This window comes from Paenibacillus glycanilyticus NBRC 16618, assembly GCF_004000805.1.
GTDB classification, from domain to species: Bacteria; Bacillota; Bacilli; order Paenibacillales; family Paenibacillaceae; genus Pristimantibacillus; species Pristimantibacillus glycanilyticus.
This window is the reverse complement of the sequence record NZ_BILY01000002.1, coordinates 41768-68205: the sequence shown is the minus strand read 5'-3', so window position 1 is coordinate 68205 and position 26438 is coordinate 41768. Positions and strand designations below refer to the sequence as shown.

Here is a 26438-nt window from a genome sequence, read left to right as displayed (position 1 = left end):
AAAACAGGCCCATTTTTCGACAAAGTCTCCGATTGACAGCTATTGGCAATAAATCCTATGATAATAGAGATATGTAAGGTTGTTAAATGTTGTAAATCGTTGTGGCCGGGGAGGGTTGATGATGCATTCCATTAGAAAGCGCTATTTCCCGGCGCTTGCCGAATATATTCGTGGCGGCGAGGAGCAGTCCCTCTACAAAGCATCAGAACTCGGTAAAGACATTAAGGGGTTCAACCCTGAGGAGATTATTGCTGTTCACGAGGAAAGTATCCAGTATTTGGCCGCCAATGTGGAATCCGAAGAAGCGTTAAAGCTTTATAATCAATCGTTCATGTTTCTTATAGAAGTGATGGTTGCCCACAGAATGAATGAAGTACCGGCCGAGACGGTCGAACAGAAGTTTTCGGATATGCGCGAGAGGCTTTTTCTTTCCAACCGCTCCTTCGAGATGGTTAAACATAAGTATGAGAATGTCCTCCAGCATATGGACAGCGGCATTGCGTTATTTGACAGCGACGGATTTTGTCATTTATCAACGTTCGGATGGCTAAGCTTCTGGATATTCCACGTAAAACATTAGTCGGCTGCAATTTGCGGGAGATTCTGCTGCATCCGCTGCTGAAGCGTTCTACCAAACGCGTTATCCTCCGCTTACATAAGGAAATGATTCTGAAGCGGAATGTGTACTACGAGTTCCAGGACAAGGACGGCAAGCATTTGCTTGTGTCCTTTACTTACGGCGATCAGATGAACGGCGACTTTTTGATCAGCGTAAAGGATGTTTCCGAGTATAAGCAAATCGAGCAGACTGCCCTGCAAAATGACAAGCTGGCGATGCTGGGCCGGATTGCGGCTGCGATTGCTCATGAGATCCGTAACCCGCTCACGTCCATTCGCGGGTTTATTCAATTGTTGCGGCCCTATCTCATGCAGCTTGGGAAGGAAGAATACGCCCGGATTATTCTTACGGAGATCGACCGGGCGAACGATATTATTTTCGAATTCCTGAATTCATCCAAGCCTTCCGCGCCAATGAAGAAGTCGGTATCGATCAACCGGCTTGTGCAGGAAGTGATTCTGCTTACGGAAAGCGAAGCGTTGATGCGCAACTGCGACATCCAATTGGAAACCTATGAGAATGAAGATGATTTGATGGTCTCCATCGATGTGAAGCAGATCAAGCAGGTCATTCTGAATATCGTCAAGAATTCCATCGACGCCATTGAATCATTGCAGGAAGCACGCAGAGGCCGGATTGATCTTGTGGTGAGATCCGATGGCCAATTTGCGGAGATTACGTTGAAAGACAACGGTAAAGGCATGGACAAAGCGACGCTTGCCCGCTTGTTCGATCCCTTCTTTACGACGAAGGAAGCGGGAACCGGTCTTGGCTTGTCCGTCAGTTACCGGATAATCCGGAATCATGGAGGCTCGATCCGGGTGGACAGTACCGAGGGCAGCGGTACTTCATTTGTTATCTATTTGCCATTAGCTGAATAAACGATTAGAATCGGGGATAGATCGCTTATTAGGATGCGGTCCCCGATTTTGTCATTGAAAGAGAGGAATTATTTAATGCGTACACATTTTACATATGAACCGGCGGCAACGGCAGGTTCTGCGGATGCGATCGTGAGACTGATTAGCAGTGCCGAGCTTAAGGCCGGCAGCATGGCGGAGTGGGTGCAGCCGCAAATCGACGAGGCGGTTCGCGGACTGTATGCCAAAGGATTATTCAAGGCGGAGCCGGAACAAACCGAGACATTGTCGACGCTTGGGCTTCATTCGGCTTCCCATGTTATTTTTGCGGGCTATGACGATAAGACCGGCGTACACGGCCTTCGTCTTGCGGCTGCAGCAGCCGCGAATGCCCTAAAGAAAATCAAAGCGCAAACCGCGCAAATCCGCCTGCCTGAGGCGATTATGACGTCTGCAGACTACACTGTGCAGCAAGCCGCGCAGGCTTTGGTTGAAGGGCTGACGCTTGCGGTGCACGACCGCCTTCCGGAACTGCGTCAAGCCAAGCAGCGGTATGCGCTTTCCCATGTATCCTTTGTTCCCGCTGCGGGTGCGGCGGTACCGGTGGATATGGCGGAAACGTGGAATGAGGGCATGATGGTCGGCCAGCTGTACGCGGAAGGCGTGAAGGTTGCGCGCGATTTGACTAATCTTCCGGGTAATCAGCTGGTACCGGAGTCGCTTGCCGCTCATGCGGAAGAGCTTGCCCGCGAATGGGATCTGGATATCGAAGTGCTGGATGAGTGGGCAGCGATCGAGCAGGGAATGGGCGGTTTGCTGGCGGTAGGCCAGGGCAGCGTCCATGCGCCAAGAATGATTGTTATTCATTATAAAGGAGCTCCCGACAAGGAAGAAGCATGGGGATTAATCGGCAAGGGAATTACCTTTGATACCGGCGGCATTTCGCTCAAGAAAGGGCCGGGCATGGAGGAAATGATCTCCGATATGGGCGGCGCGGCAGCGGTGCTTGGCGCCATGCGCGTTATTGGCGAGCTTAAGCCGGACATAAACGTTATTGCGGTTATACCGACAGCGGAAAATATGCCGTCTGCCCAAGCCTTTAAACCGGGCGATGTCATTAAAATGATGAATGGCTTAACGGTTGAAATCGTCAATACCGATGCGGAAGGACGTCTTGTTCTTGGGGACGGCCTGACAACGGCGATCCGCAGAGGCGCAACGCAGCTGGTTGACGTAGCGACGCTAACCGGAGCGGTGATGGTCGCGTTAGGCACGGAAGCGACAGGCGCCATTACCAATAACGAACCGCTGATGCAACAGGTGCTCGAAGCTGCGGGGCGCAGCGGCGAACGGATCTGGCAGCTTCCGGCTTATCCGGAGTATAAGAGACAGCTGCGAAGCGATGCAGCCGATCTGAAGAACAGCGGCGGACGGTATGCCGGCGCAACGACAGGCGGTTTGTTTATCGGGGCTTTCGCGGAGGATCTTCCTTGGGTTCATCTGGACATTGCCGGTACGGCATTCCTCGATAAGAGCCGCGGGCTGGAGCCAAAAGGAGCAACCGGGGTAATGGTTCGCACGCTGGTCGAACTCGTAACGAAGAACGAGGGTTAAAGGCATTCTCATTAAACAGCTAGTTATGAACGGCTGAAATTCAGCCGTCATAGCTGGCTGTTTTCTTTTTAAACCAATTCGATTCTCTTTAATTCGCAAAGAAAGTTCTATAGTTTCTTGGTATTGGACACCGTACAACCGCTTTATAATTTTCTTTATAAGCTTGACGGGACGTAATAAACCATAATTTGAAATCGCTTACAGAAAAAAAGTTAACTGTTCAAAAGTCCTAATAATAGGAGAAAAACAGGTAATCAGAGCAGGATGTTTTATCATTGGATTGCTTTTATAATTATTAATGTCATTAAGTATCGGTTTAAAGATTCAGCTGTCAGGGGGCCTTGCCTATGTACAAAGTGTTATTGGTGGATGATGAGATTTTTGTGCGCAAAGGATTAAAAAATTTAATAGACTGGGAATCGCTTGGCTATGAGATCTGCGACGAAGCGGGTAACGGACAGGAAGCTTTAGAGAAAATACAGCAGTTTAAGCCTGATCTTGTTATCGCGGATATCCGGATGCCGGTGCTGGACGGACTGGGGCTGATTCAAAAGGTTACCGAGGAAGGCGCATATAGCCCAACCTTTATTATCGTCAGCGGGTATCACGATTTCCAATATGCGCAGCGCGCTCTCCGTTATGGAGTTCATGACTATATATTAAAGCCTATCGATGAGGAAGAACTGGAGACAACGTTGAAGGCGCTTTCCGGAACGTTGGGATTAAAAAAGCTGGCCACGATCGCAAGCGACAGTCTGGTCACGGACTCTATTGTGGAAACGCTGGTTCAAGGCCAGTTCTCGGAGGCCGATAACGCGGCTTTATGCGCGGCGCTGCAAATGCCGGAGTTCTCAAGCTTCGATTATGTGCTGGTTGAGCTTCATGCCAGCGCGCAATCCAATGGGACCGAATGGCAGGCCAAGGAGCTGGCCGCCGTCGCGCAATTGGTGAGCGCTGCTCCAAGCAGCAAAATTCCGGTCTATGAGCAGGCGAACGGTTTATTTGGTCTGCTTATTGACCAGAGGTCGTTTTTATCGCCGGAAACACGTCTTGATTCCGCATATAACAGCTTGCATGCAGCCGTTACGAAGACTTCGGGCAGGCCGGCCACCTTGTATATCGGCAAGACCGTGGAACGGCTGCAAGAAATGTACGCTTCCTACCGTTCGGCGAATGAAGCCATGTCCTATAAATACGCCGAGCAAGGCAGCTCCGTTATTTACGCGAATCAGGTACAGGGGACCCCGCTGTATTATTTCGACGTTGATTCGGAGCTGTACGGCAGACTGCTCGAGAGACTGGAGGAGAATAACGTGGAGTTGTATGAGCAGGATATCGAGCTGTTATTCCGCCAATTCGTCGAGAAGCGGTTTGCTCCCAATGCGGTTGCCAATACGATTACCCGGTTTGTGATCGGAATTATTAATATTATTCGGAAGATGGAAGGAGACGAGAAGGGACTTAACAAGCTCCCGCTCATTATGGACTGGCAGGGCAGCCATAGCCGTCTGCAGGACTTGAAGGGACTCTTCACGGATTTTCTCCGCGAGGCTGCCGCTTATTTGGCCGAGCTTCGGAACGAGCAGTCCAAGGGCGGGATTGAACGCATCAAGAAATACATCGAGGCGAACTATACCGAGAATATTAGCCTTAAGAGCATTGCGGGCAAATTTTATATGAACTCCGTTTATTTGGGTCAGCTGTTCCGCAAAACCTATGGGACCTATTTCAATGATTTTCTCCTGCAGATCCGGATCGGAGAAGCCAAAAAGCTGCTTCGCCAGACCGATTTCCGGATGTACGAGATTGCGGAAAAAGTGGGCTTTCAGAATGCCGATTATTTTGTGACCCAATTTGAGAAGCTGGAGAAAGTGACCCCGACCGACTACCGCAACAAGCTGCTGGGCAAAAAATAAACGGGTGGAGATTTGATGGGCAGATTTCATTGGAATCATCTTAAATTGCGGGACAAGCTTTTGCTGATGTACGTCTTTTGCGTATTTATCCCGATCGTATTGACCAATATCGTGTTCTATAACGTGACTACCAACAATATTAAAAACCAAAAATCGCATGACGCCGACATCGCCCTGGAGAAGCTTCAGGGCGAGCTTCGTGCTGTCATCGATGAAGCCGCGGGTATTTCCTATCTGTATTATATCGATCCGATGCTGTATCAGCTGCTGGACAAAAAGTACGATTCTCAAATCGAATACGTTGAAGCCTTTAACAATATCCGAAGCGTCTTCAACAAATCCGAGCAGGCTTACAAAACAACCAGCGCTACCGTTATTTATACCGATAATCCAACCGTGTTGTCCTCCGGACCTATTATGCCCCTTAGCGAAACGGAGAAGGAAGCCGACTGGTACCGGGATTTTATAAAGACGAATGTATCTTATCCGTTGTTTATACAGGATGGAGACACGTTTAGCCTTGTTCAGAGACTGAACTATGTCAAAGGCAACGGCTATAACAATCTGATCAAGATTGATCTGAATATGGCAACGGTCAAGCAGTTGTTTGCGTTATCCGGCTTTGAGGGCAGCATTTACTTCTTGAACCCGGAAGGTGACGTCCTCTATTCCAACGATTCCAGCGTAGACTGGCACTCGAAGGCTCAGAAGAGCGAAGCGCTTCCGATGCCGAAAAACTCTCTCTCCTTTGACAAGGTGTATACGAACAACAATTATTTGAACGACTGGTCCCTGCATGGCGTCATTAACGAAGGGAGCTTTCTGCATGACGTGCGGAAATCCGGTTCCTTTGTCATCTATTTGGCGCTTATTAACTTTGTTCTGCCTTCTTTGATTATCGCGGCCCTCTCCAGATCCATAAACAAACGTCTCGTCAAGATTGTAAAGCATATGAAAAAGGTGAAAAATCAGCATTTCGAGACGATCCCGCTTGACGATGCGCGCGATGAGATCGGCCAATTGACCGGAGAATTCAACCGGATGACCGAGCGGATCGACAACCTCATTACCGATGTCTACCAGGCCGATATTCAGAAGAAGGATCTGGAGATCCGCCAGCGGCAGGCACAGCTTCATGCCCTTCACAGCCAGATCAATCCGCACTTCCTGTTTAATTCGCTCGAGACGATTCGGATGCGAAGCCTGATGAAGGGGGAGAACGAGACTGCGAAGACCATTCACTATATGGCAAAGATTTTTCGAAAGTCGATTTCCTGGAAACGCAGCTGGGTGTCGATCCGGGAAGAGATTGAGCTGACGGAATGCTTCCTTGAAATTCAAAAATACAGGTTTGGAGATAAACTGCAATACCAGATTACCGTCGAAGATACCGTATACGACCAGATGATTCCGAAGATGACCTTCCTGCCGTTTGTCGAGAACGCCAGCATACACGGCATTGAAAACTCGCCGGGAATCGGCCTTATTCAGATTCATATCGGAATTGCCGGAAACAAGCTGATATTCAGGCTGTCCGATAACGGGATTGGCATGTCCGAAGCCAAGCTGTCGGAGCTGCTTAGTTACCTGCGACTGGATGATTCCATCGGTGACAATGTCGGCATGAAAAACGTCTATACCCGGCTGAAGCTCTGCTATAAAGACTCCTTTGAATTCGACATTGTCAGCGAAGAAGCTCATGGAACAACCGTTGAGCTGCGTCTTCCTCTTGACATGAATGGGCAATAAACGACAAAAAAAGTTGAACTATGCTTTTCAAAGTACGAACTAAAGTTTGAGGGGTAATCAAGCTTTCGGATTCGTTTTATGATGAAAGTGCTTACAACAAACACGTTGAAATGACGAAAGGGGTCTAAACAGAAATGGTTAACAAAAAGCTTTTAACTGTCAGCCTGGCTGCTGCCATGTTAGCTGTTACGGCAACCGCTTGCGGCGGCAATAACGATAACGGCAACGCAGCTTCCAACTCCGCTTCTCCCGGAGCAGATGACAAAACGCCCGTCACTTTCTCGTACTACAGCTTCACCAGCCAGAAGGACACTCTTGCGAGCGACACCGTTATCGGCAAAGAGCTGCAAAACCAGACCGGTGTAGATTGGAAAATGGAATTCCTCGTTGGCGACCCGCAAACGAAATCCGGCGTTATGATCGCAAGCGGCGACTATCCGGACGTTATCGTTCCGGAAGGCGAAATCGACAAGCTGCTCGACGCCGGCGCATTTATTCCTCTTGATGATCTGATCGACAAATACGGTCCCAACATCAAGCGCGTATACGGTCCTTATTTCGATAAATTCAGACAAGCAGACGGCAAAATGTACTTCCTGCCGTTTGGCGCGAACCAAGGTTACATCGGCGATCCGGGGATCAGCCAAGGCGCATTCTGGATTCAACGCTCCGTTCTGAAGGAAGCGGGATATCCAAAGATCAAGACGCTTGACCAATACTTTGATCTAATCAAGCAATACCAAGAGAAGCATCCGCAAGTAGACGGCAAGGACACGATCGGTTTTGCATCCCTTGCAGGCCCTGCCGACAGCTTCTTCTCGATCACCAACCCTTCGATGCATCTTGCGGGTTACCCGAATGACGGCGACGTTATCGTCGACATGAACACGCATGAGGCTAAAACTTACGCTGCTACGGATATCGAGAAAAAATGGCTGCAAAAGCTGAACGAAGTAAACGCGAAAGGCTTGTTCGATCCGGAGACCTTTACGGCGAACAAAGACCAATTCCTGGCTAAGCTGACTTCCGGCCGCGTGCTTGGCTACTTCAACTACGCATGGCAGGTTGGCGACGCGACAAACAACCTGATGAAAGCCGGCATCGACGAGAAGCGTTACGCTCCGCTGCCAATCGTATTCGACGAGAATACGAAAGACCAATACGTGGATCCGCCTAGCTTCGTTAACAACCGCGGTATCGGCATCTCGGTAAAAGCAAAAGATCCGGTCCGCATCATTAAGTACTTCGACAACCTGCTTAAGGAAGAGAACCAAGTTCTCGTTCAATGGGGCGTTAAAGATCAGAACTACACCGTGGACGCTAACGGCCGTTACGTGATGGACGCGCAGCAAATCGCTGATCGCAATGACCCTGAGAAGAAACGCTCCATCGGATGGCAGTACTTCGAATACAGCTGGCCGCGTTACGGCAACAACTCCGTGCTGGCGGACGGCAACTCGTATGCCGTAAGCAACCAGCCTGAAGTCGCTTACGCGGGTTACACGGACGGCGACAAAGCGCTGCTGGACGCCTACGGAGCGAAGACCTTCTCCGAATATTTCTCGAAGCCTGACGAGCGTGCTTGGTACCCGGCATGGAGTATCAACAAAGGCCAAGGCACGCCTGAGCAGATCTTCCAGCAAAAAGCCAGCGACCTGCAAAAGAAATACGTTCCGAAGCTTGTTCTTGCCAAGCCAAGCGAATTCGACTCGATCTGGAACGACTATGTGGGCCAAATGGGCAAGCTTGACGTGAAAGGCTACGAAACCTTCGTGACGAAAGTGGTTCAAGACCGTATCGCGGGCAAGTGGTAAGCAAATAAAAGTAGACGGAAGGCCGGAAAGCTGATTCCGGCCTTCCGATCTATTGGATTCATGCAGGATGCTAGAGAGGGGAAGAGCAAGTGGAGAACATACAAGAAGTTACACCGTCTGTTGTCAGGAGTCCAAAATCAAGCGAATCACGGCTTCAACTGTTTTTCAAAAAGTTAATGCAGCAAAAAGTGCTCGTATTTATGTCGATGCCGTTTGTATTATGGCTGTTCCTGTTTAAGTACGTACCGCTCTGGGGCTGGACCATCTCCTTTCAAAAGTTCAGACCGGCAAAGGATTTGTTCGATCAGGAATGGGTAGGCTGGAAAAATTTCCGCTTCCTGTTCAGCGATGACTCCTTCTATCGCGTGTTAAGAAATACGATTGTCATGAGCTCCATCAATCTCGTATTAGGTTTTGTTACCGCCATTGTATTGGCGATTTTATTAAACGAGCTTCGCCAAGTTATGTTTAAGCGGGTCGTACAGACGATCAGCTACTTACCGCATTTTATTTCCTGGGTCGTTGCGGCCAATATTATTTCTTCGGCGCTTGCGCCTGAAGGCATTGTTAATATCTTGTTAACGAAAATGCATCTGATTGATCATCCTATCTTATGGCTGGGTAAAGGGAATTACTTCTGGGGCATCCTTGGCGCATCGGAAGTTTGGAAAAACGTCGGCTGGAACACCATTATCTATTTGGCGGCCATTACAACCATTGATCCTTCCCAATACGAAGCTGCCGAGATTGACGGGGCGAACCGATTCCAGCGGATTCTGCATATTACTTTACCGGGCTTGAAGTCGGTTATCGTTATCCTGTTGATCATGAATCTTGGAAATATTTTGGAATCGGGATTTGAGCCGCAATATTTGCTGGGCAACGGCATGACCGTGGACTATTCCGAGAACCTTGATATATTTGTGTTGAAATACGGCATGAACATGGGCAACTATTCCTTGGCTACCGCAGCCGGCATGTTCAAAACGGTCGTTAGCTTTATCTTCCTCTTGTCGGCCAACTCGATTGCGAAGCGGCTTGGCGAGAGCAGACTGTTCTAGATTGACCCGAAAGTTGGACGAAGCAAGGAGGCTATCGACATGAAAGAGAGTTCGGCCAAAGCCAGGTACAGCTCTTTACCGGATAAGATTTTTGATATAAGTAATATAGTTTTTATGTTGCTCGTCGTGACGGTTACGCTATATCCTTTCCTTAATATGTTCGCGTTGTCCTTCAACGATGCGAATGACTCGATCCGCGGCGGTATTTATGCTTGGCCCCGCACGTGGACCTGGGATAACTACAATTACATCTTTAATGAAGCATCCATCTATCACGCTACGCTGATCTCCGCCTTGCGTACGATTCTTGGCACGATAACTTCCGTCTTCTGTACGGCCATGCTGGCTTATACGATCAGCCGCCAGGAGTTTGTTTTGCGCAAATTCGTAACGATGGTCGCAATTTTCACGATGTATTTCAGCGGCGGTCTCATTCCGGGGTACCTGCTGATCAAAGAGCTTCATATGATCAACTCGTTCTGGGTTTATATTATCCCCGGCATCATCGGCGTCTTTAATATGATCGTAATCCGTTCCTTTATCGAAGGCTTGCCGGACGGCATTATGGAATCGGCAAAAATCGACGGCGCGGGCGAATTCATTACTTTTATGCGAATTGTGCTGCCGCTGACCGTGCCTGCTCTTGCGACCGTATCGCTCTTCGTAGCGGTGTATCAATGGAATTCCTGGTTTGACGTATTTTTGTACAACTCTTCGCATCTTAACCTGAGCACTCTGCAGTACGAGTTGATGAAAATATTGCAAACCTCCAATACGGCGGCATCGTCAACCAATGCGGGCGATCAGTTTGCAGCCGGACAAAGCGGCGTGACAGCGGTTACGCCAACCTCGATTCGTGCGACGATGACGATTGTTGCGAGTCTGCCGATTATTCTGGTATATCCGTTCCTGCAGAAATACTTTGTTAAAGGGATGACCGTAGGCGGCGTTAAAGGTTAATCGCTTGAATCGCGTCCCTCGACTTAACATCGGGCGGACGCGTTTTTCTAATTCTGGCTGTTTGCACGACAATTCTTATTAGGGGGATTAAAGCATGGGAGACAACGGATACGCGGCATGGCTAAGATACGGGCAAGTGAAGGATGAAACGCGCTTGGAGCAATACGCAGGCTGGATGGGTGAGCTCGTGCTGCCCGCGGGAGTGCCGATGGAAGGGATCCTGAAGACGGCCGCCGTGGAATTGTCGCGGGGAATCCGCTCCATGCTGGGCGCAGCGCCTTCGGTTACGCATGAACCTTCCCGGCAGAGGTTTATCGTGCTCGGGGTACTCGGCGGCGGCACTTGGGTAGACGATGCGGCAGGCGGTGTAACCGCTTTAACGAATGAGGGCTACCTCTTAAAAACCGTACGGGAAGCGGAGAAGGAATATATCATCGCGGCCGGCAAGTCCGAGAAAGCAGTGCTGTACGCGGTATTCCATCTGCTGCGTCTGATGCAGTCAGGGGCCGCGATTGATCAGTTGAATCTGGTGGAGTCGCCGAAATACAGCCTTCGCATGATTAACCATTGGGATAACATGGACGGCAGCGTGGAGCGCGGTTACTCCGGCCGTTCGATCTTTTACGATAATAACAACGTGCTGTCCGATTCGGAACGGATTCGCGATTACGCCCGCCTGATGGCATCGGTCGGAATTAACGGCATCGCGATTAATAACGTCAACGTCCACCGCGAGGAGACATTCCTTATTACGGAGAAGCTTCTGCCGGATGTTGCCCGTATTGCCGAGGTATTTGGCGAATACGGCATAAAGCTGTTCCTGAGCGTGAACTATGCCGGAACGATTGAGATTGGCGGTCTGGAAACAGCCGATCCTCTTGATCCGGCCGTGCGAGGCTGGTGGAAGGAGAAAGCGGCCGAGGTGTACCGTTATATTCCGGACTTTGGCGGCTTCCTGGTGAAAGCCGATTCCGAGAATCGTCCCGGTCCGTTTACCTACGGACGCGACCATGCGGATGGGGCCAACATGCTGGCCGAAGCATTGGAGCCGTACGGCGGACTTGTGCTCTGGCGCTGCTTCGTCTACAACTGCCACCAGGACTGGCGTGACCGTTCAACCGACCGCGCGCGCGCCGCTTACGATCATTTTAAGCCGCTGGACGGGCGTTTCAAGGACAATGTGATTTTGCAGATCAAGAACGGTCCGATGGACTTCCAGGTCCGCGAGCCGGTCTCGCCGCTTTTTGGCGCGATGGAGCATACCAACCAGATGATGGAATTCCAGATTGCCCAGGAATATACGGGCCAGCAGAAGGATGTCTGCTTCCTCATTCCGCAGTGGAAGGAAGTCTTGAACTTTGATACTTACGTCAAAGGCGCGGGCAGCACGGTGAAGGAGATTGCGGCAGGCAGCGTTCATGCCTATACGCATAGCGGCATTACGGCCGTTAGCAATATCGGCAATGACGAGAACTGGACCGGGCATCATCTCGCGCAGGCGAATTTGTACGGCTACGGCCGCCTGATCTGGAATCCGGAGCTGTCTTCGGAGGAGATTGCGGCGGAGTGGGCCGTCCAAACGTTTGGCGGCAATAAGGACGTTCAAGAGGTTCTTGTAAACTTCCTCTTGGAATCGTGGTCCATCTACGAGAATTATACGGCGCCGCTTGGCGTAGGCTGGATGGTTACGCCTCATTACCATTACGGACCGGATATTGACGGCTACGAATATTCCAAGTGGGGAACGTACCATTTTGCCGACCATAAGGGAATTGGGGTTGATCGTACCGTGGCGACGGGTACCGGCTACAGCAGCCAATATACGTTGCCTAATGCCGAGATCTACGACAGCCTGGAAGCTTGTCCGGATGAGCTGCTGCTCTTCTTCCATCATGTGCCTTACACGCATCGGCTGAAATCGGGCAAGACGGTTATTCAGCATATTTACGATACGCATTTCGCCGGCGTGGAGCGGGTTGAATATTGGATTGGCCGCTGGCAGGAGCTCGAGGGACTTGTTGACGGCGACCGGTTCCGCCATGTAACGGGCCGCATGAACCGGCAGCTTGAGAATGCCAAGCAATGGCGAGATATCGTTAATACGTACTTCTTCCGCAAATCCGGCATTCCGGATGCCCGTAACCGGGTGATTTACTAATCTAGAAGGAAAGAGTTGGTGCAGAATATGTCATCTATTTCAAAAATGCTGGCACTTCGTTCCGTGTACAAGGATTATTTTGATATTGGGGCAGCGGTTAATCTGACGACGATTGAATCCCAGAAGGAACTTCTTACTGCCCACTACAACAGCGTTACCGCCGAGAATGATATGAAATTCGAGAGCGTGCATCCTTCCGAAGAGGCTTATACGTTCGAAGCGGCGGACAAGATCGCCGACTTTGCGGCGGCAAACGGCATGAAGCTGCGCGGGCATACGTTGGTGTGGCACAATCAGACCCCTGATTGGGTATTCCAAAACGCGAATGGGGCGCCAGTCGATAGAGAAACGCTGCTTGCCCGGATGAAAAGCCATATCGATACCGTTGTTGGCCGCTATAAAGGTATCGTTTATTGCTGGGATGTTGTGAATGAAGTGATTGAGGATAAAAGCGGTGTCTGGCTCCGGGAGTCCAAATGGCTGAATTTGGCCGGAGAGGATTTTATCGCGAAAGCTTTCGAATATGCGCATGCCGCCGACCCGAAAGCGCTTCTCTTCTACAATGACTACAACGAGTGCAACCCGGAGAAGCGGGATAAAATTATCCGTCTCGTTCAATCGCTGCAGGCTAAGCAAGTGCCGATTCACGGAATCGGCCTGCAGGGACATTGGAATCTGAACGGTCCAAGCCTTGCCGAGATCCGCGAGGCCATCGAGCGTTACGCGGCAACGGGGCTTAAGCTGCAGGTCACGGAGCTGGACATTTCGGTATTCGATCATGACGATAAGCGGACGGATCTGACGGAGCCTACGGCAGACTTGCTGGAGCGGCAGGCGGAACGATACGGGCAGGTATTCGAGCTGTTCCGCGAGTACAAAGAGGCGATTACCGCCGTTACGTTCTGGGGCGCGGCCGACGATTACACCTGGCTGGATAACTTCCCGGTTCGCGGACGGAAAAATTGGCCGTTTGTGTTTGATGCCAAGCACGAGCCGAAAGCATCATTCGGAAAAATAACCGATTGGCAGAAATAAGCGTGAACTTGAACGGAGTCCTTCGCGGGACTCCGTTCCTTATCTCAATTAAAGGAAGCGGGGCAAAACGATTCATGGCACACGCATTAACGGGCAAGATCACGTACCGGAACCCGGTACTGCCGGGCTTTTATCCGGATCCAAGCGCTGTTCGGGCAGGCGAAGATTATTACATGGTGACCAGCACCTTTGAATATTTTCCGGGTGTTCCGGTATTTCGCAGCAAGGATCTGGTTCATTGGGAGCAGATTGGCCATGTGTTGACCAGGGAAAGCCAGGTGAATCTTCGGAGCCGCAACAGCTCGGAGGGCATCTACGCGCCTACGCTCCGTTATAATGATGGCGTATTTTACATGATTACAACGGATGTGTACGGGATCGGCAATTTTTATGTAACCGCAACGGATCCGGCAGGGCCATGGTCCGACCCGATTCGGATACCTTACGGCAACATCGATCCTTCGCTGTTTTTTGACGATGACGGCAAAGTATACGTATCGGCGCAGGCCGGCTTTGGCGAGACGTCCCATATTATCCAATACGAGATCGATATCCTGACGGGCGAGGCATTATCGGAGCCGCTTGTCGTATTTGAGGGGGATGAAGGGCCTTGGGTGGAAGGGCCGCATCTGTACAAAATAAACGGCTTGTATTACATGATGACCGCATCCGGCGGAACGGGGCCGATGCACCGGGAGATTATCGGCCGAGGCATCACTCCTTACGGACCGTTCGAAATGCTGCCGCATCCGATTCTGACGCATAACGGGTTAAAGGATCATCCGATTCAATACACCGGCCATGTCGAGCTGCTGGATGACGTGCATGGCCGGTGGTGGGCGTTGTTTCTTGGCGTCCGGCCGCAAGGCGGGAAGGGCAGCGTGCTTGGCCGGGAGACGTTCCTTGCGCCCGTTCGCTGGAGTGAAGACGGCTGGCCGATGATCGACAATAACGAAGGTCATGCGGCAATGGTGATGGAAGGTCCGGCCATCCGGGAGAGTAAGGCCTTTGCGGCCTGCTTGGACAATCCCGTGACCACCAAGTTTACCTCCGAAGGGCTTGGCCTCGAATGGATGCATAACCGAGTGATCCCTGGACAGGAGGAGCTGTCGTTAACGGAGAGGGAAGGCTGCCTTAGACTACGCGGCAATGCCAACGGTCTTCGCGACGGCGGAGCCCATGTATTCGTATGCCGCCGCCAGCAGCATCACCGGATGAGCATCGAGACCCGGCTGAGCTTTGCTCCGGGAAGAGAAGGCGAGCAAGCGGGGATTGCCGCCCGGCTGAGCGATAAGTCCTATTATTCGGTAGGAATAACGAAGAAAGACGGACAGACCGGCATTCTTGTAACGGCATTGGCGCAAGGAAGCGGGACGGAAGCTTTTACTCCAATTAAGGAGCAGGTTCCCGTCCGGCTGTCGATCCGTTCGGACGGGAAGGAATACGAGCTGTTATATACTTTGGGAGGTGCGTCCGCGGAGTGGGTCAGCTTGGGAGCCCTGCCGGCGGAAGCCTTGACGCCGGATGCGGACGGAGCTTTTACGGGCGTATGCCTCGGGATGTATGCGGCGGGAACGGAGGAAGGCCCTTCGGCTCCCGCTTATTACGATTATTTCGAGTATCGCCCGCGTGCGGCTAATGAGTAAAGGAAGACTATGCGGTGCAGAGCGGGAAGCTCTGTACCGCTATTTTTTGTTTATGCGGCAGCTTCTTTTTTTTATGGGCAGAATATAGGGGGTAAAAGATTTACAATTATTTGCTTGACTTCAGTAACTGTATATAATAATATTACAGTAACAAAAGTTATTACAGTTAATGAGCGAAAAAAAGAGAATACGATAGGAGTGGAGTTTTTGGAACAGAAATACAAACCTTTATTTGAATCCTTTACTTTCCCAAATGGCGTGGAAGTAAAGAACCGTATTGTAATGGCGCCTATGACGCACTCATCCTCGAATGACGATGGAACGGTAACGGATGCGGAGCTGGAATACTACGCCCGCCGGTCCGAAGGCGCAGGCATGGTTATTACCGCATGTATTTATGTCACGCCAAACGGCAAAGGATTTCCCGGGGAATTCGCCGGAGACAGCGATGCTATGATTCCGGGGCTTACTCGTCTTGCAGAGACGATTAAAGCCAAAGGCGCGAAAGCCATTCTTCAAATTTTCCATGGCGGCCGTCGTGTGCCGCCGGCATTGGTGCCGAACGGCGATGTGGTTAGCGCAAGCGCCGTTGCGGCGACGGAAAGCCCGGATGTTGTTCCGCGCGAGCTGAAGCATGAAGAGATTGAAGCGATTATCCGTGATTTTGGCGAGACGACCCGCCGCGCGGCGCTTGCCGGCTTCGACGGAGTCGAAATTCACGGCGCGAACACTTATCTGCTGCAGCAGTTCTATTCCCCGCATTCCAACCGCAGAAACGATCAATGGGGCGGAGATATCGACCGGAGACTTACATTCCCGCTCGCCGTTGTTGATGAAGTGAAACGCGCTGCGGCTGAGCATGCTAAAGGGCCATTCTTGGTCGGATACCGATTCTCTCCGGAAGAACCGGAGACGCCGGGACTTACGATGGAGGACACCTTCCGCCTGTTGGATGAGCTTGCGCAGAAGGATTTGGATTACCTCCATGTCTCCTTGTTCGATTTCCGTTCCAAGCCGGCGCGCGGCGCGGATGATAGCAAAACAAGACTGGAATGGATCGCGGAGCGTGTAGCCGGCCGCGTACCGGTTATCGGCGTAGGGTCGATTCATTCGGCGGATGACGCCATCGAAGCTCAGCAAACGGGTATTCCGCTTGTTGCCATCGGCCGCGTGCTTCTGACGGATCCGGATTGGGTACAGAAGGTTGAAGAAGGACGTGAAGATGAGATTCAGTCCCGCTTAAGCTTAAGCTCGCAGAAGAAGCTTGTAATTCCCGACGGTTTATGGCGCATGCTGACGGCAAGAGAAGGCTGGCTGTCATTTACCGATTAATATAAATGAGGGCTGACAATGTGGCGCCAGATGCGCTGATTGTCAGTCCTTTTTGTTTTGCATAAAATAGGCGGCAAAGGTATACTCGAATCCATAAGAGCATAATTGGAGGCCAAGTAATGACCTTTGATGAAGTATTGCGGGCGTTAGAGGGAATGGGAAGCGAGCAGACCAAGAGCACTTATGTGCGGCATGGTGCGAAGGAGCCGTTTTTTGGCGTAAAGATCGGCGACATGAAGAAGCTGGTCAAAGAGGTGAAGAAAGACCAGGAGCTGGTGTACAAGCTTTACGACTCCGGCAATCATGATGCCATGTATTTGGCGGGACTGGCCGTTAATCCGAAAACGATCGCCAAAGAGAGGCTTCGGCATTGGGTGAAGCAGGCTTATTGGTATTCGCTTGCGGAATATACGGTAGCGAATGTTACAGCGGAGAGTCCTTTTGCGCGGGAGCTTGCGTTGGAATGGTTACAGTCCCCGGAAGAGATGGTTGCGGTAGCGGGTTGGAGCGCTTATGCGAATTACGTGACGATCGCTCCGGATGAGGAGCTCGATTTGACGGAAATCCGCAGGCTTTTGGAGCAGGTGCGGAAGAGCGTCCATGAGGAGCGGAACCGAGTACGGTATACGATGAATACGTTTGTTATTTGCGTAGCTTCTTACGTCGCACCCTTGACGGAGGAGGCCAAAGCCGTTGCGGAGGGGATTGGCGCCGTAAAAGTCGATGTAGGCGATACCGCCTGCAAGGTTCCGCTCGCCTCCGACTATATCGCCAAGGTAGAAGCGAGAGGAAAGCTCGGCATCAAGAAAAAGACTTGTATTTGTTAAATGATAAAGGCTGCCCCACCAGACGGTGGAGCAGCCTTTCATTCCTTCGTTTATCCGGCGGCCTGCTGCAGAGCTGCTTTTTGGGCTGAACGATCGAGATTATAGCTGTAGGCCGTTGCGGCAAATGCAAGCAAGGCAAGCACGGCCGCTGCCCATGGAAGATAACGCAGACCATAATGGTCGGTTACGAAGGCGCCGACCGAGGAGCCAACCGCAATCCCGATATTGGCGCTGATTGGCAGCAGGGAAGAGGCGAAATCCTTGGCTTCGGGCACATATTGCTCGGTCAGATGGATGAAGTACAGCTGGCATGCCGCATTGATTGAGAATGAAATGAGAGCGATAGCCATCAAGCTGACGATGCCAAGCCAAGTGAACGATAAGGTGAAACCAAAGATGACGTAAACAACGGCATGAACCAGGAACAGCGTTTTCAGCTTCGCCATGTAAGTGCCGCTTGCGATTTTGCCGCCTAGGATGTTGCTGAGAATGGTCACGGCTCCGTATACGAGCAGGATGGTGCTGGTTCGTCCTTCCGAGATATGCATAACTTCCAGCATAAGCGGATTAATATAAGTGTAGATGACGAAAATGGCCGCGACCCCGATAATCGGGATAAAGAAGGCAAGCAGCACTCTCGGGTTAGTCATCAGGCGGAACTGGTTTTTGAGCGAGCTTTGCACCGCCGGCAAATTTCTCGGTACGATTCGGTACAGAAGCAGAATGCTTATAATGCCGCAAGCCGCAACCAGCCAGAAGGCGGCAGGCCATTCGAAATGCAGGCCTACGAAGGTGCCGATCGGAACACCCAGCACGTTGGCAATGGTGAATCCGCCGATAATGTAGGAAAGCGCCAGCCCTCTCCGCTCAGGCGACACGTAATCCGTGCAGATGGAGACGGCCAGGGAAACGCTCAGCCCGCAGAAGACAGCCGTTGCCATTCGGGTAAGGAACAATACCGGATAAGAGAAGGACAATGCACTTCCCATCGTAAACAAAACAACCAATGAAGCACCTATCAGCAAGGCGCGGCGTTTCGTGAAGAAACCGGCGGCCATCATAACAAAAGGCGTTCCGGCCGCATAAGCAATCGCAAAGCCGGAGACCATAATGCCGGTCTGCGCAACGGAGACGCCAAGGCTGCTCGCAATTGGTGTCAGCAAACCAACGATTACATATTCGGTCGTGCCCAAGATAAAGGCCAGCAGGGTAAAAGTAAAGATAAGCAGGTTTTCTTTTTTCATGTTGAAGATCCTCCAGGTTTATTGCTTGTATGTCTTCTACCAACGCTCGGAGCCAAGAAGCTTATTGCCCCTTGCTGATAGATAAGCTTGATTGGGACTAGCTTTCCAGCTGCGCAGCCTTTCCTTCAGCAGGGACCGGTTATCGGGAGCTGCCGGGAAGTAAGTCATCGGAAGCCAGCTGTAATCCGGCATGGCGTCCAGGTCAATACGGCATTCTTCCGCGTTGTATATAAATAAATCGCCGATATTTGCAATGCTCCATTGCTTTACCGGTACCTGAACCGATTGCTGCAAGCATATTGCGCCTTTGACGGCAGCGGGTTCGCCAGGGCACAGATGCGCCCAAAGCGCGGTCGTCCCGAGTATCTCGCTAAAGGCCTCGTAAACAGGCTCATGCATACGTATATCCCATAAATATTGATGATGGATGTCGTAAGGCTGGTCAACGGGAAGCTCCTTCACCCACAAAAGATAACGCAGCGCATAAAAATGCGTTACTGCCCTTGGGAATAAAGCAAAGCCATACTGCTTCCAGCATTCCATCTCGCGCATACCCTCACCTCATTTTGGCTCTCTTTCCTACAGTCAAAGCTTAATGGAAGGCTCAAGCAGCGGCAATGAAGCATCTTGCCGGATATGTTTGCGATGTGATATATCTTGCTGTATAGATAAAAGATATTTGGAAAAGAGGGAGTAGGGATGACGGCTTCCGCTGCCGGAGAGGAAATACAAAGTCATCTGCTGTACGCCGGAAAAGTAAGCGATACGCCCAACTGGAATTTTCCGAGCCATAAGCATGATGATTTGCATGAAATTATCGTCGTATGCGGCGGCGAAGGGATGTTTACGATTGGAGGACAATCGTATAGCGTAAGCGGGGGAGACATTCTGGTCTACAATAAAGGGGTTCTGCATGAAGAGCAGTCCTTAGTCGATAATCCGTTAATCACTTATTACTGCGGATTTTCGCTGCCTAAGGCAAGCCCTTCCGAGGATTGGGTCATCCCGCCTGGCGTCGAGCCCGTGATCCGGTCCAGCCGCGCGTTTTCGGAAATTGAGGCTTTGATGAGGATGATTGTTGATGAATCCTCCATCAAGGAAGAAGGATACGAGGGGATCAGCCGTTATTTGATTAATTCCGTTATTTTGCTGCTCAGAAGAGCGGTGAGGAATCAGCAGCAAATTAAGCAGGAATCCAATACCGGACTAGCCGAGCAGATCAAGGATTATATCGACAGGAATTATACGCAAAATATAAGCCTCAAGGATTTGGGGCGGCAATTCCACGTGAATCCTTATTATATTTCCCATGTATTTAAAGACCATTATCGGATTTCCCCGATTAACTATGCCATTCACCGCCGGATCGGAGAGGCGACCAGGCTGCTCGTCACAACGGAGATGAAGGTATGGGAAGTGGCGAAGCTTCTCGGCTACGACAATCCGAATTATTTTTCGATTATTTTCCGCCGGGTCACGGGTTTGTCGCCCAACCGGTTCCGGGAGAGTAATCAGCAGAATTTGTTCCCCCGCTAAAAAGCATTCCAATCAAAAAAAGCGGCAGCTTATGGCCTTTAGCCATTAAGCTGCCGCTTGTGCGTATTTTCAATTATGATGTCAGAGCTTCTGCGTCTGCTGCGGTTGTTGCGGCATCCTCGCGGACTAGCTTCAGGAACTCGCGCATAAAGCCGGGAAGATCCGGCCAGGCATGGCCGGTTACAAGCTTGCCGTCCACATGAAGCGTCTCGTCCGCATAGCAGGCGCCAAGGCGCTCAACTTCCAGGCGCGAAGCGTTGTAAGCCGTCATGGTACGGCCGTTGAAATAGCTGTAATCGGGCAGCGACAGGAATACCTGCGCCCCGTGGCAGATCGCGCCTATCGGCTTGTCGGCATCGATAAAATGCTGCAGAATGCGAGGCAGCTCCGCGTTGCCGCGAATATATTCCGGCGCTCTTCCCCCGGGAATAATAATCGCAGCGTATTCGGAAGGGTCTACATCGGCGAAGCCCAAATGGGACTGCAGCTGATGAGCCGGCTTTTCCGTATAGGTGTCCCAGCCCTCAATAAAGTCATGGCAGACGGTATGTAAGGTTTTTTGCGTCGGGGAAGCGATAACAGCTTCGTAGCCTTCCTCCAGCAGTCGGTAATAAGGATAATACACTTCCAAAACTTCCGCGGCATCGCCAGTCACGATAAGCACTTTGTTCGACATAGGTTCAGATCACTCCTCCAAAGAATTGTGAAGCAATTCTTACTTCGTAAGCATGGGCTTAAAAGAATGGTGAAGCAATTCTTCCATCGCAAGCATTCGCTTAAAGAATCGTGATGATGAATACACAGCTATTATGCCCTTCACTATTGAAACAGTCAATATTTTCCTTTTCTTATCTCGGAAAATCGTTCGTTTCTACTAGAATCAAAGCTTGAAGTGCGTGAAATTACCTATACAATAAATAAGAATAGCCATACTGCCGAATTGCATATTTGCTATATTTAAAGGAAGGAAGCTGGGGGTGCGTCATCATGAGAACGGGCTTTTCCAATCCAATGACCAAGCTAAGCGTGAAGCAGCAGCTGCTGCTCTTGTTCCTGCTTATGGTCAGCCCGATATTCATTCTTCACAGCTACGGAAATTCGGAGGCCGAACAGATACTCAAACGCCACGTAACGAATGCCTACGCTGAACTGAACAAACAGAACCATACGCTGATCGACCGGGATATCGATACCGTCAACAAAATCACAACGACGATTATCCAGAACCCCACGGCTCAGCAGCTAGTCCCCGATGACGATGAAACCGTCATTGAACGCGTCCGGAAATACGAGAAAATGGATGCTTTGCTGGCAGGCTATTCAACCGCCTTAAACGGCGGGGAGGCTGTTTATTACAGTCTGTATATCTATGATCCCAATAACTATTATTTCTTTGCGCCTAAGGTTCAGATGATCCAGAGCGGCGTATATTTCTTCTCCGACGCCAATAAGCCGAAATGGTTCGACAAGGCGGTTGGCCTGAAGGGTCAAGGCTTTATGGAGATTATCGAAAATAACGATATGCTCGTCAAGAAACGGACTTTGGCTTATATCCGGGCGGTAAATACCGTTAGTCAGGGGCACAGCGTCATCGGCGTGCTCATCGCAACCAACATGGATAAGAAGCTTGCCGAATCCATGCAGTCGGTATCCTTGCCCGGCGGAGAAATCTTTTTCACGGATAAGCAGAATTATATTCTGGCCTCCACAAGTCCGAAGACGATGGGCTCCACGGTTGAGCTTCCTGTAACCGCTTCCGGCGAAGCGGAAAGCCTGAATAAACCGATTATGACCTCGGAGTACATTTATATGGCCAGCGACAATGAGCTGCTGCAGCAGCGGCTGATCTACAAAATCCCGATCAAATCGCTCCTTCAGCAGCAAAATGAAGTGAAGCGGGTTATCCAGCTGATATCGGTGGCTTACATCCTGTTCGGGTGTATCGTCATTTTCTATTTCTGGCGTTCGCTAATGACGCCGTTGCAAAGACTGGCAACGTTTGTCCGCCGTTACGAGCCTGGCAAGAGAGTGCCGGAGACGCCTGGCAAAGGCAGAAACGACGAGGTGGGAGTATTGATTGGAGCTCTGTACGATATGGCCCGCCGGCTTAATGGACTTATTCACGACAAATACCAGATGGAGATCAAGCAGCGGGAAAGCCAGCTTCAAATTTTGTATCAACAGATTAATCCTCATCTTCTCTACAACACGCTTGAGAGCATTTATTGGAAAAGCTCGCTCGAAGGCAATTCCGAATCGGCGGAAATGATCAAGGAGCTGTCGAAGCTGATGAAAATCAGCTTAAGCCGCGGCCGGGAGCTGATTACGCTGGCGGAGGAGCTGGAGCATGCGGCTGCTTACGTGAAGCTGCAGCAGAAGCGTTACGACTATGACTTCCGGGTCATCTGGGCGGTACCGGAGGAGATGATGAACCATCTCATTCCGAAGGTTACGCTGCAGCCGTTGATCGAGAATGCCATCATCCACGGCGTCAAGAACATGGGGGAAGACGGCGAGATTCATATTAACGCGGAATACGAAGGCGACAAGCTGCTGATCCGCGTGGAGGACAACGGTTATAAAGAGGTGGATCATAAAGCGATTGAGTCTCTGCTGAACGAGCCGGCCGCACAATCGTCCTCCGGATACGGCGTCAAAAACATCCATCAGCGGCTTCAGCTGCATTTCGGCAATGTCTACGGTATTCAGTACAAAAAAAGAAACGGCGGCGGAACGATCGTTACGATCCAGCTTCCGGCAGCCGGCGAAAGGAAGGAACTAGGCGATGTATAACATACTGGTGGTGGACGACGAACCGCTTATTTGCAAAGGTCTAAGCAGCGTACTGGCTTCTTCCGGCATTGATATTTCCGCCATTCATATGGCTCATAACGGTTACGAGGCGCTTGACGTCCTGCGGACCGACGATATTGATCTGCTCGTTACAGATATTCAGATGGGGACGATGAACGGCATAGAGCTGATGCAGCAGGCGAAATTAATTAAGCCATGGGTGCAGACGATTATTATTTCGGCCCACGAGACGTTTCATTATGCTCAGATGGCGATCCGTCTCGGAGCTAAGGACTATTTGATCAAGCCGCTGAACAACGAGCAGTTTTTGGATTCCGTGCGCAACGTATTGCTAAAGCTCCATAAGCCCGAACCCGCCGAACAAGAGGAGCTGATCGCGGGCATGCAGGAGCATTTCCATATGGATGAGCTGAATCCGCAATCCGTGGATTGGCTTAATCAGCTCGTGAGCAGTCAGCCATCGCTTAAAGTGCAGGATATCGTTCGAATTTTGAAGGAGAAGCACGGGATCCGGCTAGAGGGTCCTTATTTCTCCATGATCCGCATCCGGCTTAATCTTGCGGACCGTAACCGCGGGTTATCGAAGACGGATGAAAGACTGCTCCGTTATGCCGCGCTTAATATCGTAAACGAGCTCTTTGACGAGCATTGGAATAATACCGCCTTTTACGCTTCGGAGCGGGAAATCAATATTATTTTGCAATGGAATGAGACGTTGTATGGGGAGACGGCATCTTCCGGCATTATGAACGAGCTGGATATGATCGGCCGCAGCCTGCATTTCAATATCCAGAAGTTTCTGGGAATTACAAGCGTAATCGGCATCAGCCAGATTCTGAAGGGGATCGAATTTATTGACGTGCTTCACGATCAGGTGATCAAAGCGCTCAGCTGCAATGACCGCCATAAGGACCACTATGTGTTCTATTACGGGGATTTCAATTGGAACCAATATTCCCAGCGTCCAACCGAAGAAGAGTTCACCGCCCAGACCAGCCTGATTGTCGAGAAAGCAATGGAGTACATTAACCAGAATTTCGCGCAGAAGGGCTTAACCCTGCATGAAGTCGCGCAGAACAACCATGTCAGCCCGAACTACCTCAGCTATCTGTTCAAGAAGGAGACGGGTTATAACCTGTGGGAATACGTCGTTAAGCTGCGGATGGAGGAGAGCAAGCGGCTTCTTCTTCATACGGACATGAGACGTTACGAAATTTCGGAGAAGGTGGGTTACGAATCGCCGGAGCATTTTAGCAAAATTTTCAAAAAGTATTACGGCATGAGTCCGAGCGAGCTAAAGAAGTAGAATTACTCATCATTGCCTTGGATACGCACATTACCTCGGGAGGCTCCTTTTTTTACAATAAGGATAGAGGATTGTTAAAGAAAAGAGGGAGACTTGTATGGAGCAACACGCTGTCGCAAACGCGCCTCTCGAGCGTAAAGGCCGATTTGCCGTATTTTTGAGGAAGCATTTCTGGGGACTACTGTTCCTGCTTCCCGCCTTTATTATTTTTATCTTGTTTCTATGGGTCCCGATCTTCAAAGGATTCATCTACAGCTTCTACCACATTGACTTTGTAAAAGGGAACAGCTTCGTCGGATTCGACAACTATAAAGTCGCGCTTCACGATAAAGACGCCTGGACGGCGGTGAAAAACACCGTTTATTATATGTTCCTTTGTCTTGTGATAGGTTTCTGGATTCCGATCGTATTCGCCATTGCGATTTCCGAGCTTCGCCGGTTCCAAGGCGTTGTCCGCGTAGCCGCTTATCTGCCGAATATTATTCCGGTAGTCGTATTGTACGGATTATGGCGCTGGTTCTATGACCCTGTCGGCCCGATCAACGGCGTGATTACAGGCTGGTTTGGCGCCGATGAACCGGTATCCTTTATGACGGATACCAAATGGTCGATGATCTCCCTTGTTATTATGGAATCATGGCAGCAATTCGGCTCGGCGATGCTTATCTATTTGGCCGCCGTGCTCAGCATTCCGCGCGACTGGTACGAAGCGGCGGAAATCGACGGGGCTGGCGTATGGAACCGGATTCGTCATATCACGCTGCCTTCGATCAAAGGCCTGCTTGGCCTTCTTCTCATTCTGCAGCTGATCGGTACCTCTCAGGGCTACCAATCCCAGCTTGCGATGCTGGACGGCGGACCTAACAATGCTACGCTGACCTACGCGCTGCTCATTGTAAAATACGCTTTTAACCAGCAAAATTACGGGGTTGCGGCCGCGCTTGGCGTTCTGATGTTTATCGTGCTGGGCTTGCTCGCCATCGTTCAATACAGGCTTCAAGGCAAGGAGGGAGACGTGCGATGAAACAGCTGGACAGAGGTATACTCTCTTCGTTTGACCTGAAGAAGAAGCCTATCTTGATCGGCTATTCGATCATGGTACTTGTGCTGGTCGTCATGTCCTGTTCGATGATTTATCCGATTCTGACGACATTCTTTAACGGCCTCAAAACCAATGTGGAGGTTAACTCCTTCCCGCCGAGGTTCCTGCCAAGCGAATGGCATTTCGACAACTTTAACAAAGGCTGGAATTTCATCGATCTTCCGGAGTTTCTAAGAAATACGCTGTATATTTTCGGAGGCAACCTGGTCATTACCGTAGGCGTTCTTGGACTTGCGTCCTTCAGCTTGTCGAGGCTGAACGTGCCTAAGCGCAAAGCGGTCTATTTCTTCTTTATGATGACCTTGTTTATTCCGCCAACAACGTATATCATTCCGAACTTCGTGAACCTGAAGGATCTAGGCCTCATGAACTCGTTTGCGGCCTTCTGGCTGCCGGCGGGCGCCAATGCCTTCTTCCTGCTGCTGCTCAAAAACTTCTTCGACGAGATTCATTACGAAATTTTCGAAGCAGCCCGTATCGACGGCGCCTCGGACTGGAGAAGCTTCGTGCAGATCGCGCTGCCGCTGTCGGTACCGATCTTCTCGACGCTTGCGATCTTTATCTTCTCGTCTTCCTGGAACGACTGGTTCTGGCCGTCGCTCATTATGCATAACGACAGCCATTATCCGCTGGCAACGGCGATCTACAAATACGTGATTAACGCCAAAGGCCTGGCGCTTAATATCCGGTTTGCGATTCTGACCATGGTTATGCTTCCGCCAATCGTCGTGTTCCTGATCTTCCAGAAATACATCATGCGCGGATTGCATCTGGGCGGAGTGAAAGGGTAGTATTCAAATCGTAATAGTGCACATGATCGGAATAGGAATACACCTCGCAGGCTC

Annotated in this window: 21 protein-coding genes; 18 read left to right on the top strand and 3 right to left on the bottom strand. The window is 50.6% G+C overall.

The features are described from left to right. The first annotated feature begins 79 nt into the window (after positions 1 to 79). The 13 genes from PGL01S_RS31565 to PGL01S_RS01520 all read left to right on the top strand — a co-directional run bounded on the left by PGL01S_RS31565 (position 80) and on the right by PGL01S_RS01520 (position 17591). Entirely contained in the window at positions 80 to 580 is a 501-nt protein-coding gene (locus PGL01S_RS31565) for a phosphatase RsbU N-terminal domain-containing protein (protein ID WP_373864144.1), read from the top strand. Then, positions 523 to 1500 carry an ATP-binding protein gene (locus tag PGL01S_RS01575; RefSeq protein ID WP_373864143.1) on the top strand — a complete coding sequence of 326 codons (978 nt, stop codon included), beginning with the start codon at positions 523 to 525 and terminating at the stop codon, positions 1498 to 1500. The genes PGL01S_RS31565 and PGL01S_RS01575 overlap by 58 nt, the downstream gene beginning before the upstream one ends. Before the next feature lie 75 nt (positions 1501 to 1575). Further along, positions 1576 to 3093, top strand: a complete 1518-nt coding sequence (locus PGL01S_RS01570; protein ID WP_127490816.1) for a leucyl aminopeptidase — start codon at positions 1576 to 1578, stop codon at positions 3091 to 3093. 347 nt (positions 3094 to 3440) lie between these two features. Continuing rightward, positions 3441 to 5009 (top strand): response regulator transcription factor, encoded by a 1569-nt coding sequence (locus PGL01S_RS01565; protein WP_127490815.1) that lies wholly within the window; start codon positions 3441 to 3443, stop codon positions 5007 to 5009. A 15-nt stretch (positions 5010 to 5024) separates the two neighbouring features. Then, positions 5025 to 6758, top strand: coding sequence for a sensor histidine kinase (locus tag PGL01S_RS01560; RefSeq protein WP_127490814.1), 1734 nt, complete (start codon positions 5025 to 5027; stop codon positions 6756 to 6758). Positions 6759 to 6892: 134 nt separating this feature from the next. Then, on the top strand, positions 6893 to 8572 hold the full coding sequence (locus PGL01S_RS01555) for an ABC transporter substrate-binding protein (RefSeq protein WP_127490813.1): 1680 nt from the start codon (positions 6893 to 6895) through the stop codon (positions 8570 to 8572). Between the two features lie 158 nt (positions 8573 to 8730). Next, a complete protein-coding gene (locus PGL01S_RS01550; protein WP_236013399.1) occupies positions 8731 to 9633 on the top strand; it encodes an ABC transporter permease in 903 nt (300 codons plus the stop codon). A gap of 39 nt (positions 9634 to 9672) precedes the next feature. Continuing rightward, positions 9673 to 10593 (top strand): carbohydrate ABC transporter permease, encoded by a 921-nt coding sequence (locus PGL01S_RS01545; RefSeq protein WP_127490811.1) that lies wholly within the window; start codon positions 9673 to 9675, stop codon positions 10591 to 10593. A 94-nt stretch (positions 10594 to 10687) separates the two neighbouring features. Continuing rightward, positions 10688 to 12751, top strand: a complete 2064-nt coding sequence (locus PGL01S_RS01540; RefSeq protein WP_127490810.1) for an alpha-glucuronidase family glycosyl hydrolase — start codon at positions 10688 to 10690, stop codon at positions 12749 to 12751. A 27-nt stretch (positions 12752 to 12778) separates the two neighbouring features. Next, positions 12779 to 13786, top strand: a complete 1008-nt coding sequence (locus PGL01S_RS01535) for an endo-1,4-beta-xylanase (protein WP_127490809.1) — start codon at positions 12779 to 12781, stop codon at positions 13784 to 13786. A 74-nt stretch (positions 13787 to 13860) separates the two neighbouring features. Further along, entirely contained in the window at positions 13861 to 15432 is a 1572-nt protein-coding gene (locus tag PGL01S_RS01530; protein WP_127490808.1) for a glycoside hydrolase family 43 protein, read from the top strand. Positions 15433 to 15639: 207 nt separating this feature from the next. Further along, on the top strand, positions 15640 to 16764 hold the full coding sequence (locus tag PGL01S_RS01525) for an NADH-dependent flavin oxidoreductase (RefSeq protein WP_127490807.1): 1125 nt from the start codon (positions 15640 to 15642) through the stop codon (positions 16762 to 16764). Positions 16765 to 16883: 119 nt separating this feature from the next. Beyond that, the gene (locus tag PGL01S_RS01520) at positions 16884 to 17591 is read left to right on the top strand and encodes a DNA alkylation repair protein (protein WP_127490806.1); all 708 of its coding nucleotides are present in this window, start codon (positions 16884 to 16886) and stop codon (positions 17589 to 17591) included. A 50-nt stretch (positions 17592 to 17641) separates the two neighbouring features. Here the strand turns inward: PGL01S_RS01520 and PGL01S_RS01515 are convergent, their stop codons facing one another. Together PGL01S_RS01515 and PGL01S_RS01510 are read right to left on the bottom strand one after the other, a co-directional pair. Next, on the bottom strand, positions 17642 to 18835 hold the full coding sequence (locus PGL01S_RS01515) for an MFS transporter (RefSeq protein ID WP_127490805.1): 1194 nt from the start codon (positions 18833 to 18835) through the stop codon (positions 17642 to 17644). Positions 18836 to 18871: 36 nt separating this feature from the next. Continuing rightward, on the bottom strand, positions 18872 to 19387 hold the full coding sequence (locus PGL01S_RS01510) for a hypothetical protein (RefSeq protein WP_127490804.1): 516 nt from the start codon (positions 19385 to 19387) through the stop codon (positions 18872 to 18874). Positions 19388 to 19534: 147 nt separating this feature from the next. Here PGL01S_RS01510 and PGL01S_RS01505 point away from each other — a divergent pair, with 147 nt between their 5' ends. Then, entirely contained in the window at positions 19535 to 20371 is an 837-nt protein-coding gene (locus tag PGL01S_RS01505; RefSeq protein ID WP_127490803.1) for an AraC family transcriptional regulator, read from the top strand. Between the two features lie 73 nt (positions 20372 to 20444). Here PGL01S_RS01505 and PGL01S_RS01500 read toward each other — a convergent pair whose 3' ends face one another. Beyond that, complete coding sequence (locus tag PGL01S_RS01500; protein WP_127490802.1) at positions 20445 to 21047, bottom strand: DJ-1/PfpI family protein; 603 nt, start codon at positions 21045 to 21047, stop codon at positions 20445 to 20447. A gap of 311 nt (positions 21048 to 21358) precedes the next feature. On the opposite strand from PGL01S_RS01500, the gene PGL01S_RS01495 reads away from it, so the two are divergent. The 4 genes from PGL01S_RS01495 (at position 21359) to PGL01S_RS01480 (ending at position 26384) form a co-directional block, all read left to right on the top strand. Beyond that, the gene (locus tag PGL01S_RS01495) at positions 21359 to 23164 is read left to right on the top strand and encodes a cache domain-containing sensor histidine kinase (RefSeq protein ID WP_127490801.1); all 1806 of its coding nucleotides are present in this window, start codon (positions 21359 to 21361) and stop codon (positions 23162 to 23164) included. Beyond that, positions 23157 to 24491 carry a response regulator gene (locus tag PGL01S_RS01490; RefSeq protein WP_127490800.1) on the top strand — a complete coding sequence of 445 codons (1335 nt, stop codon included), beginning with the start codon at positions 23157 to 23159 and terminating at the stop codon, positions 24489 to 24491. The genes PGL01S_RS01495 and PGL01S_RS01490 overlap by 8 nt, the downstream gene beginning before the upstream one ends. A gap of 97 nt (positions 24492 to 24588) precedes the next feature. After that, entirely contained in the window at positions 24589 to 25515 is a 927-nt protein-coding gene (locus tag PGL01S_RS01485; protein ID WP_015842957.1) for a carbohydrate ABC transporter permease, read from the top strand. After that, positions 25512 to 26384 (top strand): carbohydrate ABC transporter permease, encoded by an 873-nt coding sequence (locus tag PGL01S_RS01480; protein ID WP_127490799.1) that lies wholly within the window; start codon positions 25512 to 25514, stop codon positions 26382 to 26384. The genes PGL01S_RS01485 and PGL01S_RS01480 overlap by 4 nt, the downstream gene beginning before the upstream one ends. Positions 26385 to 26438: the final 54 nt, after the last annotated feature.